Source organism: Methanobrevibacter olleyae, assembly GCF_900114585.1.
GTDB classification, from domain to species: Archaea; Methanobacteriota; Methanobacteria; order Methanobacteriales; family Methanobacteriaceae; genus Methanobrevibacter; species Methanobrevibacter olleyae.
The window spans coordinates 13,305-25,731 of sequence record NZ_FOTL01000017.1 but is presented as its reverse complement, the minus strand read 5'-3'; the positions used below and the strand labels follow the sequence as shown (position 1 = coordinate 25,731).

Genomic DNA, 12,427 nt, shown 5'->3' with positions numbered 1-12,427 from the left:
GTGATTAATATGGCAGATGATATTAACATAGTTCAAATTGATGAAGAGATTGATGCAGAATATGAAGCTACTAAATTACTTCGTAAATATCCTAAAGATACAGTAATGTTAAATAATGTAAAAGGATATGATATTCCTATAGTATCAGGAATTTGTAATACAAGAGAAAAAATAGCACAGTCTCTTGCTTGTCAAGTAGATGAAATACTTTATAAAATAATTGATGGAATGAATAACCCTACACCAATTAGAAAATTTATTGATTTGAAGGAGGAGTATGATAGTAAAAGAGTCGATTTAGGTAAAATTCCTATTTTAACTCATTATAAACGTGACGGTGGCGCATACATTACTGCAGGAGTTGTATTTGCAAAAGATCCAGAAACTGGTATTCAAAATGCTTCAATTCATAGAATGTTAGTTCTTGATAAGAATAAATTAGCTATTCGTATCGTACCAAGAAACTTATACACATATTTCCAAAAAGCTAAAGATATGGGCCAAGACTTAGATATTTCAATAGCTATTGGAATGGAACCATCTATTCTTCTTGCATGTACTACTTCAATACCAATAGATGCAGATGAAATGGAAGTTGCTAATAGATTTAAAAATGGTGAACTAGAGCTAGTAAGTTGTAAAAATGGAATTAAAGTTCCAGAAGCAGATATAATATTTGAAGGTAAACTATTAATAGATGAAACTGCTCCTGAAGGCCCGTTTGTAGATTTAACTGATACTTATGATTATGTAAGAGATGAGCCTGTAATAAAATTAAGTAAAATGTACATTAAAAAAGAAAATCCAATGTATCATGCAATTTTACCAGCAGGTTTTGAACATAAATTACTTCAAGGTATGCCACAAGAACCAAGAATATATAATGCAGTGAAAAATACCGTTCCTACTGTACAAAATGTAGTACTTACAGAAGGAGGTTGCTGTTGGTTACATGCAGTTGTTTCAATAAAGAAACAAACTGAAGGAGATGGAAAAAACATTATTATGGCTGCACTAGCTGCACATCCCTCTTTAAAACATGTTGTTGTAGTTGATGAAGATGTAGATATTTTTAATCCACAAGATATTGAATATGCAATTGCAACACGTGTAAAAGGTGATGACGATATAATTATTGTACCTAAAGCAAGAGGTTCTTCATTAGATCCAAAATCTTCTAAAGTTGATGGTACAACTACTAAAGTAGGTGTAGATGCTACTAAATCAATCTTAGAACTAGAAAAATTCGAAAGAGTGAGTCTTAGTGAATAATAATAAAAATTTAAAAAAATATATTTAAATTAAACTTGAAGAAATCTAATTATTTAAATCTTAATCTAATTATTTAACTCTTAAAATATTTACTAGGTGAAATGATGGAAAAAGTAGGTGTAATCGGAGGAGGTAGTTTAGGAACTGCTATAGCACAGATAGCATCTCAAAATGTAGATGAAGTATATCTGCATCTAAGAAGAAAAGAACTAGCAGATATAATAAATCAAACTGGTTTTAATAATGAATACTACCCAAATACTAAATTAAATAATAATATAAAAGCTATTACAGACTTTAACAAATTAAAAGACTGTGAAATAATTTTTTTATCTGTTCCATCTTCTGCTTTTAGAGAAACATTATCTAATCTTCAAAAATTCATCAATGAAAGTGTTATTCTTGTATCTACTGCAAAAGGTATAGAATATCCTTCCTTAAAGACCATGGGAAATTTAATAGAAGAATACTTTGATGATGATTATGTCTCATTATCTGGACCAAATTTTGCATCTGAAATGGTTTTAAATCTTGAAACTGTTTCAAATATTGCTTCAAAAAATAAGAATAATTCTAAAAAAGTTAAAGAAGTTTTAACAACCCAACAATTTAAATTAAAAATCATTGATGATGTAGTTGGCCTTGAAATATGTGGTGTAATAAAAAATATTAATGCCATGGCAAATGGTATTTGTAAAGGAATGGATATAAATGAAAATGCCAGATATGCTATTTTAACAAAAGGCTTTGAAGAAACTCAAAAGATTGTTGAAGCGATTGGTGGTAATCCCTCAACAGTTAAAGAATATTGTGGATTTGGTGATTTGGTACTTACATCTACTTCAAATGAAAGTAGAAATCATACTCTAGGAATGTTATATGGTCAAAGAATTATAGTTGATGAAGATGCTAGTGGAATAGTGGTTGAAGGTAAAAAATCAATTAAAGCTATAAAAGATATTTGTAAAAAATACAATACCGAAAGTATTATCGTTGATTTTGTTTATGATGTTGTTATAAAACACGTCCAGCCTAAAATAGCTTTTAAAAGATTATGGGAAAAGATAGAGAATTAAAATTATATTCAATGAATCATTTAAACTAATTAAATTCTTTAAAAAATCTAAATCCTTAAAAAATCTAAATCCTTAAAAAATCTAAATCCTTAAAAAAATCCAAATCTTTAAAAAAATCTAAATCTTTAAAAAATCCAAAACTAATAAGAGGACTGATTATGAAAAAAATTATCACATATGGAACATTTGATTTATTTCATATAGGGCATTATAATATTTTAAAAAGGGCAAAAGAACAGGGTGACTATTTAGTTGTAGGAGTTACTGGTGAAAATTATGATATCGGTCGTGGAAAATTAAATGTTCATGATTCACTTGCAACTAGAATTGAAAATGTAGAAAAAACTGGATTTGCAGATGAAATAATTGTTGAAGAGTATCTTGGGCAAAAAATTGGAGATATTGTTAAATATGATATTGATGCCTTTGTAATTGGTGATGATTGGAGAGGAAAGTTTGACCATTTATCTAGATATTGTGATATGATCTATCTTGAAAGAACTAAAGGTATATCTAGTACACAAATTCGAGAAGAAAAATTTAATCAATACGATATTGGAATAATTTGTGACTTTGCAGATGATAATCAAATAGTTAAAGAAGCTAAGTTAGTTAATGGATTTGAAGCTAAAAACATTTATTGTGATAATCCAGAAGAACTAAATCTATTCCAAAAAAAATATTCCCTCCCTAATGTTTTTGATGATTATAATGAACTAATAGATGCATCAGATATTATTTATATTCGTTGCTCTATAGAAAAAAGATTCAATTTTATTAAAAGAGCATTAAAATTAGGAAAACATGTGATATACGATCCACCTGCAACATTTAAAACTTATGAATTAGAAAAATTAATGAAATTAGCAAAAGAAAAAAATCTTATATTAATGGAAAATATTAAAATGGTTCATATTTATGTATTCAACCAACTTTTATGGATGACACAAGGTGGATTAATTGGAGATATACTGAGTTTTAATTGTTCTATATCAAAAAATGATGAGACTCGTTCAAATTTATTCTATGATTTAAGCTCTTTAACAATATTGCCAATGTTAAAAATTATGGGTCAAAATTACGAAAAAGCGGATTTTCAAGTAAAAAAAGATGGAGATAATATTGAATTTGCATCTATGAATTTTGTTTATCCAAATGGTAGAGCTATTATTAATGTAGGAAATGAAATACGTGTTGATAATCAATTAGAAATCATTGGAACAGAAGGAACCATACGTATGAAAGGTGATTGGTGGAGAAGTAAAAGTTTTGAACTACACACTCCAGGATCTAAAGATGTTCAATTATATAATACAAATTTTGAAGGAAATGGTTTTAAATATTTAATTAGAGAAATGTCAAGAATGTTATCAAACAATCGTATTGATTCTAGAAGTATATTTGAAGATGAATCTTTTAATATTGTAAAAATATTAGAACAAGTTAAAAAAGCTGAAAATTAGATTGGATAAAAAAATAATAAAAATAGAGAGTGTTTAAAAAAGAGCATTTAAAAAATTAAAGAGTGTTTTAGGAGATTAAATATGAGTAAACTATTTGCTATTGGACCGGTGGAAATGCATGAAGAAACCTTAGAAATTGGTGGAAAGCAAGTCCCTTATTTTAGGAATGAGGAATTTTCACAACTAGTATTTTCTGCTAGTGCAGGATTAAATAGATTATTATTCAATGAAAAAGGAGAGCTAATATTACTAACATGTTCTGGTACTGGAGCTATGGAAGCAACTATAATGAACTGTTTTACAAAAGAAGATAATTTAATAGTTATAGATGGAGGTTCTTTTGGAGACCGTTTTGCACAAATCTGTGATACTCATGAAATTCCATTTAAAGTTGTTAAAGTTAAACAAGGGGAAACTTTAACAAGAGATATGATTGATGAGCTAATAGCTGATGAAAAATTTACAGGTTTACTTGTAAATTTAAATGAAACCTCAATAGGGCAATTATATGATATTAAAATGTTATCTAAACTCTGTAAAGAAAAAGATTTAATATTTGTTGTAGATGCTATAAGTGCATTTTTAGCAGATGAAGTAAACATGAGCAAATATGGAATTGATGCTGTTGTATTAAGCTCACAAAAAGCATTAGCTTTAGCTCCAGGATTATCTATTTTGGCATTAAGTGAAAAAATGTTAAATAGAGTTTCTAAAATCGATCCAAAATCTATTTATTTTGATTTTAAAGATTATTTAAAAAATGCTGAAAGAGGACAAACTCCATTTACTCCAGCTGTAAGAATAATTATTGAACTTGAAGATATGGTTAAGCGACTTGAAGAAAAAGGTATTGAAAATATAATTAAAGAAACTAATGAAATAGCTCTTTACTTTAGAAGGAGAATTAAAGAAATTGGATTAGATTACCCTAGTTATCCATTATCCAATGCAGTTACGCCAGTAATATTTAAGGATGAAAATGCTGAAGAAGTTTACAGAGAATTAATTGATAAATATGGATTTACAGTTAATCCAAGTGGTGGGGAAAATGCTAAAAAGATGTTTAGAGTTGCTCATGTAGGTAAACATTCTATTGAAGATACAGAAGAGTTAGTTTTAGCTATTGAAGAGATTATTAATAATAAAAAATAAAAAATCAGAAGAATCAATGATAGGATTAATAACTCCATAAAACAATGAAAAAATATAATCAAAATAACATGATTAAAAGCCAAATAAGAATTAGAAATAGAATTGACAATAATTAGGAGCGAACTCAATTGAATAAAATGAATACTTTGCAAAAAAATCTATATCAATTACTAGTTGAATTTGATGAAATTTGTAACAAATATGACATAAAATATCTACTGGCAGCAGGTGCATCGTTAGGTGCTGTTAGAAATCGTAGCTTTATGCCATGGGATGATGATATAGATTTATACATTACCAGAGAAAACTGGAATAAATTAAGACATATTCTAGAAACAGAAGATATCTTACCTGAAGGAAGATCTTTTATTTATAAAGAAAATACTCCTTATTATTGTAATCCACTTCCTAGATACGTTGATACTACCTCAACTAATATTTATATTTCACAAGCATTTACTGCAAAAGCATGTGGCCAACACCTTGAACTGTTTATTTTTGATCCCATGCCAAAAGGAGAAGAAGCTAAAGAAGAATATCTTAAAAACTTACATATTTATACTGAGCTATTATCCCCTTATTTCATTGTTAATAAAAATACTTCTTTAGAAGATTGGCAAAAACATTATGAATTATATAAAAAATACTGCCACAGAGTTGATAAAGAAGGAGAAGAAAAGGTTCTTAAAGAATTAGAAGATAAATTGACCCAATATAACCATGACGAATGTGATCAATATATTATGCACTGGGGAATAAAAAACTATATCTACAATAAAGAGCACTTTGAAGATGGAGAGCTTGGAAAATTTGAAGAGAGCGAATTTCCAATAGGGCATAATACAGAAGGTATACTTAGAGCTGCATATGGTGATAGCTGGATGTATGTTCCAGTTTATGAAGAACAAGTATCACATAATGGACTAAAAAATGATATTCCATTTAGTGAATATACTAATCGTTATCTTGGAAAAATTAAACGTGAAAAAGTATTTAAAAAATATAAGAAGAATAAGCGTAACAATGCAGCTGTCTTCTATAATCGTAGAAAAGTAGATATGTTAGTTGCAAAAGAAAAAGTGATTGTTGAATCTAGACATATTATTAAAAAATTAGAAGGAAAAGAGGAATATTTACGAGAATTATTAAAGAATAAAGAATATAAGATTTTAAATGATGAATTCAAAGAATATCTTAAATTACAATCTCTTGGAGATGTATTAAAATATAATATTAAAGTTCCTATATCAGATAAAAATCTTGCAACATTTTTATTTAGCTTAATTGAACAAGGCCAATATTATAATGTAAATAAATTCTTAAATCTTATAAAATCACAAGAAAAAGTCCTTAATGAAGAATTTACTAAAATAGAGAAAATTTGTGATATCTGTAGAGAAATATCTATAGCCCGCTATGATAAAAAAGATGAAAAATTAGTTGAATCATTAATTAATCAATACGATGATGAATACTCTTATTTATTAGATATTTATAGAGCTAAATTATGGATTAAAGAAAATAATGCACAAACTATTGATGATTATAAATCAATCGATAAGTTTTGTAATGATGCATTAATATTGTATCCATTTGATGGAGAGATAATGGCTATACAAGCAAAAGCAAAATTAAAATCTGGTCAAAAAGAAGAGGGTATGGAATTATATAAAAAATCAGTCCATAATACTAGAAACGGTTTAATTTGGCAAAAAGTAGAGGATGAATGTGGATATAGTCGTATGGATATTGAACGTGAGTTAATTAAAGAATTAAATGGTGAAGAATAGCTAAGTATTTAGGAGCTAAATTATGAAAACTAAACAAGAAATACAAATAGAATTACTTCAAGAAATTGATGAAATTTGTTTAAAAAATAACTTAAAATATATATTTGTTGGAATAAATGCTTTAAATGCTTACCTTAATAATACCATTAAAAATAATTCCAGATTGGTTAGTATTGCAATGACACAGGGAGATATTGATCGCTTTTGTGAAATTGTTGAAAAATCAGAAAATAAAGATAGATATGTTGAAGGAATTTTTAATAATTCTAATTTTCTTCCGATTTATGTAAATTATGGTAATAAGAACACCACAGATTTCCATATGCTTGCTAGAAATAAAAATAAACACCACGGAATATCTGTTCGTATTTACCCTATACAAAGGTCTGTTACATTAGATGGTGAAGAAATAGAAATTTTTAGTAGTAGATTATCAAAAGAAAGAAAAATGAGAGAATTTATGAATAAAACTATTGAAAATAGAAAATTTTACTTTATTAAAGTTGGCCTCAATCTATTTAAAGGAGTTTACTCTTTAACTGGTGGTGGAAAACGCTATTATAAAACAGTTAAAAAGAAGATGTTTATCGATAAATGGGAAGATATTCAAAATTATTCTAAAGTACGTATTATTAATAGAAAAATAGAAAGTAAATATTTAAAGGAAATTGGAAAAATTGAATTCGATAATATTCAATTACCAATACCAAAGGATACTGATGCTTATTTTAGTGAAATATTTGGTGAAGAATTTAAAGATATAAAAATTAAAGTAGTTAAGCCAATGCGAGTGATTGTAGATACTGAAATTGGTTATGAAGAAATTATGGAAGAAACTAAAGATATTTTACAAGAAGCTAAAGCTACACGTGAAGAAGTAATGTGGGAAAGATTAAAAGTATATAATGAAAAAGTAACTGTGGATAATGTTTGGAAACTAGTTAAAATGACAGATAGGCAAATTAAATTAAAAGAAAAGTATGAAGAAAATATTGATAATTTATTAACCTACGATTTAAAGGATGAAGAACAATTTGAAGAGTTATACGATGAATTAAGACCTGCTATAAATTCATTGAAAAGATATTCTAAATTAGGTATGACATTTTCAATTAATCCTAAAACAGATACATTAATTGAAAAAGTTTTAATAAAGAATGGGGAAAAAAAATTAGTAAATAAAATAAATAAGCTTGCAAAAAAAGAATATTTCATTGAATAAATAAAATAAGTAAAATAAATAAACTTGCAAAAAAAGAATATTTCATTGAATAAATAAAATAAAAACTAAAAAATAGATTATTTCATAATAATAAACTCAGTTAAAAGTTTAAATAATTCCATTTAAAAAAATAGATTATTTTCATAATAATAAACTCAGTTAAAAGTTTAAATAATTCTATTTAAATAGTTTAGACCAATCTTCAAGCTTCTCAAAACCTACACCATAATGCATCCTTTCAGCAGCAGGAATATAGAAAAATGAAAATATTCTTTTATTTTCGTCTTTTAATTCTTTACAAAGAGAAGATAATGTTTCTTTAGAAAAACCTTTTCCCCTATAAGAAGCAGAAGTGATTACACCACCAATTACAGCTAATTCAGGTAGCTCAGCATATGTAGCTGCATGGCAAATAATTTCATTATCATCATCCCGTAATACAAAATTACGACCAAAATTTTCTTGTTTTCTTTGAGTATACTGCTCATATAATGATTCAAATCCATAAGGTTTTCCAATATCCTCATCTTCTGCAACTATTTTAACAATTTCCTCAAATTCATCAAGTGGAGCAGAATATGCTTTAGGATTTGGAGGATATTTTAATTCTATTAATTCGCCAACAGTCCCTGTTTCTTGTTCATATTCTAGTAAAAATGGTTTAAGTTTATCAATAATAGGTTTAATAGCAAAAAGAACATGTGTATCTTTTTCTTTAATAAAATCTGTAATTTCATCTAGAAGAAGATCTTCTTCTTTACTGTATATTTGAATACCTCCAAAGTATTCACTAATTATTCCACAAATATTATTTTTTTCATTATATTGAATCCAAAGATTAAAATTTTCATCATTAAGTCCAAATTTTTTTAAATCAATGAAAATATATAAACATTTTCCATAATCCTCTCCAATATATTCAAAAACAGTGCTAATATCTTCTTCTTTACATCTAACAATCATTTAATTCCTCACAATAGTTTTATAAATATTTCTTAATAAATTGATATATAAATTGTAATAATTTTAAAATGTAGTTATACCCTTAAATAATCCATTATTAACTTCTTTAAAAAAATATAGAATATTTTATGGAATATGGCAAATGTTTATTTAAATCCACTAGAAACACCACCATTTTCTATATAAAACATATATAAAACAATGATATTATTCAGATAAGTTTTTTGCTATTCTTGAGTAATTTTTAAAGAATTATCAAGACCAGAATCGTTTTAGTCATTTTAAGTCCAGTGCTAATATAATAATAAATTTTAAATATATAATATATTCAATACTAATATATAATATTTATTAAATACTAATATATAATTTGTTCAACCAATATATACTTAATTAACTATATAAATATTTATGGAAATAAAAATAATCATGTAAATATGATTTATTCTAGAAAAGAAAGCTTTAGAAGTATTATAATTTAAATACTTAGAAAAATTATTCTTAATTTGTTCTTTTTAAAAATTAAATTATAAATAAATAAGAAAAAATGAATGGATAAAATAATATGAAGAAGCCTAAAATTTCTGTTATAGTACCTATCTATAATGTTGAAGAGTATCTAGAGGATACATTAAATTGTCTATTAAATCAAACATTTATTGAAAATATCGAAGTGCTTATGATTGATGATGGAAGCACAGATAATTCAAGATATATTATTGAAAAATATGCTCTTGACTATGAAAACTTTTATGCAATCCATAAAGAAAATGAAGGTCTTTCAAGTGGTAGAAATATAGGTATAAATTTAGCTAAAGGCGAATATATACAATTTTTAGATTCTGATGATTATATAAGTCTAAATGGTTACGAAAATTTATATAAATTAGCTAAAAAAAACAATGCAGATATTGTAAGTTCCTACATGGTAAGGCTAAAAAGATATAATATAAAAGATAGCTACCTTTTCATCAAAGGATATAAAAATATAAATAAAACATTGGATTCAGTTGATTTAAATGATTATCCTGAACTTATATGGGATACCTTTTCCACAAATAAACTCTTTAAAAAAGAATTTGTCGAAAAAAATAATCTGAAGTTTAAAACAATAGGCTATTATGAAGATGTTCCATTTTCATTAGAAGCCTTAATGCTTGCAGATAAAATTTCAATACATAATGAGATTTTTTATTACTGGAGAATTAGAGAAACTGATAATCATTCAATTACACAGCAATATTCAAATATTGATAATTTTAAAGATCGGGTAAAAATGATTTTTTTATCTAATGAACTGTTAAAACAAGAAAAATTAAATAAAGAACTAAAAAAGGAATTATATTTTAGGTGGATAGACTATGATTTAAATATCTACTTGACAATATTCTATCAATTTGATAAAGAATTTCATCAAGAAATAATTGATGAAGTGAAAAAGGTTTTAAATATTATTCCAAATGAATTAATAGAAAATTTAAATTCTGCAAAAAAAATATTATATAAAATGGTTGAAAATAATGATATAGAGGGATTGTGCCATTTCTCACAAATTCTACCTGAGCTAAAAAAAAATCCAACAATTCCAGAACTACTTAATGAAAAGTATAAAAAATATATTGATTTTGAAAGAGATGCTCAAAGAGAAAGCTTAAATGTGAAAATTACCGGAATAACTAATGATAAAGAGAATATATTCATTAATTTTAATGAAAGAATTAACTATTTAAAAGAGGACTTTCCTCATAAAACTAAAATAACATTAGTGGATATAGACGATAATGAATATCCATTAGAATTAAATAAAAATATTAGAAATATTCCTGTAAATAATATAGATGAGAATTCAAATAATAAAAAGAAAAATCTAGAAAATAAACAAATTCTTATTCCTATCAGTCTAATCCAGAATAAAGAGCATCTAAAAATTAAAGTTGAATATTCTGCTCAAGATTTTAAAAAAGAAAGTTTCTTAAGAAATTCAAAAAGAGATGTAATAAGATATGATAATTTTGATGTTGAAATAGGAATTGAAAAAAATGGAATATTTTTCATGAATCCAAGACCGACAAAGGATTTAACTATAAAAATTGAAAATATCGTTAATAAAGATGACTTATTTAGATTCTATGGTATATCTAATGATAAAATAGATGCTGTTTATATTGAAAACGTGATTGATTCTAAAAAAATAAAGTATCCTGTAAACTCTGAAAAAGTTGAAAATAAATTTAAGATAAATTTTTCAATTCCTTATGAAGATATATTAAGTCATCCTATTAGAAAATGGGAGATAAAAGTTGAAAATAAATTCAAATCTATAAAAGTAGCTAAAAAATTTGAATTTTATAAACAATTTAATAAAATTTATATTATAAATGCTAGAAATAAGCTTTTAATTTCAGACGATTTTTATAATATCTTTGAAACATTATATGAAAAAAATGAAAAGAATGAAAAAATTAATCCTATAAAAAAAGAAAATAGAAAAATCAATAGAGAAAATAAGGAGTTAATAAAAAATAACTTAGAACTCAAAAATAAAAATAATAAATTAGAGAAAGAACTAGAAGACTATAAATCAAGATTTCTTGTAAAACTTGCAGACAAAATTAAAAGAGCTTTTTAAAGAAAGCAAAATTCTTAATATGATAAAATGATTAGTGTAATATTATCAGCTGGAATGGGAACACGTTTAATGCCACTTACTAAAGATATTCCAAAAACATTACTAAAAATAAATAAAATAACTTTACTTGAAAGAATGATAAAGAACTGTGTTGATGCTAAAATAAAGAAATTTATTGTTATTATAGGGTATAATAAAGATAAGGTAATTGATTTATGCCTAAAAATAGCTGAAAAATATGATATAGAAATTGAAACTATAGTTAATGAAAAATACGATATCACCAACACATCTGTTTCAACTTATCTTGCAAGTAAATTTATAGAAGAAAACGATTTAGATGATTTTATTTTAATAAATGGAGATAATGTAGTAGATCCTGAAATTATCTCAAGAATATTAGCTTCAAATAATACAGGGATGATAATTGATAATTTTAAAGAACTTAATGAAGAGTCATTTAAATTGATTATTGATGATGAATCCTTTAATGAAAATAATACAATAGCTAATGGTAAAATTCATTCAATTGGAAAAGAAATAGATATACTTTCTTCTAGTGGAGAGTTTATTGGTGTATCAAAAGTAATTAGTGAAGATATTCCCATATTTAATAGAATTTTAGAAAGATTAATTGAAGATGACCCCCAAAACTATTATGATTATGCATATAAAGATTTAAGTGAAATTAAAACAATAGATTTCGTTTTAACCAATGGTCTCAAATGGACAGAAATTGATGATTACAGAGATTGGGAAAATGCGCAAATTCTTGTTAAAGAATTAGAAGGATAAAAAGTAAAAATAATAAAATCCTATTAAGGTATAATTAGAAGGATAAAAAGTAAAAATAATAAAAT

The 12,427-nt window shown here is 25.5% G+C and carries 9 protein-coding genes; 8 read left to right on the top strand and 1 reads right to left on the bottom strand.

The features are described 5' to 3' along the window. Positions 1 to 9 precede the first annotated feature (9 nt). The 6 genes from BM020_RS05715 to BM020_RS05690 all read left to right on the top strand — a co-directional run bounded on the left by BM020_RS05715 (position 10) and on the right by BM020_RS05690 (position 7,975). On the top strand, positions 10 to 1,272 hold the full coding sequence (locus BM020_RS05715; RefSeq protein ID WP_394326393.1) for a UbiD family decarboxylase: 1,263 nt from the start codon (positions 10 to 12) through the stop codon (positions 1,270 to 1,272). A 104-nt stretch (positions 1,273 to 1,376) separates the two neighbouring features. Further along, entirely contained in the window at positions 1,377 to 2,348 is a 972-nt protein-coding gene (locus BM020_RS05710) for an NAD(P)H-dependent glycerol-3-phosphate dehydrogenase (protein ID WP_158499611.1), read from the top strand. 158 nt (positions 2,349 to 2,506) lie between these two features. Then, positions 2,507 to 3,811: an adenylyltransferase/cytidyltransferase family protein gene (locus BM020_RS05705; RefSeq protein WP_067148377.1), complete on the top strand. Its 1,305-nt coding sequence runs from the start codon at positions 2,507 to 2,509 to the stop codon at positions 3,809 to 3,811. 81 nt (positions 3,812 to 3,892) lie between these two features. Next, entirely contained in the window at positions 3,893 to 4,963 is a 1,071-nt protein-coding gene (locus BM020_RS05700; RefSeq protein WP_200781249.1) for a pyridoxal-phosphate-dependent aminotransferase family protein, read from the top strand. 137 nt (positions 4,964 to 5,100) lie between these two features. Continuing rightward, positions 5,101 to 6,753, top strand: coding sequence for a LicD family protein (locus BM020_RS05695; RefSeq protein ID WP_158499610.1), 1,653 nt, complete (start codon positions 5,101 to 5,103; stop codon positions 6,751 to 6,753). 22 nt (positions 6,754 to 6,775) lie between these two features. Then, complete coding sequence (locus tag BM020_RS05690) at positions 6,776 to 7,975, top strand: LicD family protein (protein WP_067148371.1); 1,200 nt, start codon at positions 6,776 to 6,778, stop codon at positions 7,973 to 7,975. A gap of 177 nt (positions 7,976 to 8,152) precedes the next feature. Here BM020_RS05690 and BM020_RS05685 read toward each other — a convergent pair whose 3' ends face one another. Continuing rightward, a complete protein-coding gene (locus tag BM020_RS05685) occupies positions 8,153 to 8,938 on the bottom strand; it encodes a GNAT family N-acetyltransferase (RefSeq protein ID WP_067148369.1) in 786 nt (261 codons plus the stop codon). 565 nt (positions 8,939 to 9,503) lie between these two features. On the opposite strand from BM020_RS05685, the gene BM020_RS05680 reads away from it, so the two are divergent. Next, entirely contained in the window at positions 9,504 to 11,567 is a 2,064-nt protein-coding gene (locus tag BM020_RS05680; RefSeq protein ID WP_067148366.1) for a glycosyltransferase family 2 protein, read from the top strand. 27 nt (positions 11,568 to 11,594) lie between these two features. After that, positions 11,595 to 12,362, top strand: a complete 768-nt coding sequence (locus BM020_RS05675; RefSeq protein ID WP_067148363.1) for a phosphocholine cytidylyltransferase family protein — start codon at positions 11,595 to 11,597, stop codon at positions 12,360 to 12,362. The last annotated feature ends 65 nt before the right edge of the window (positions 12,363 to 12,427 follow it).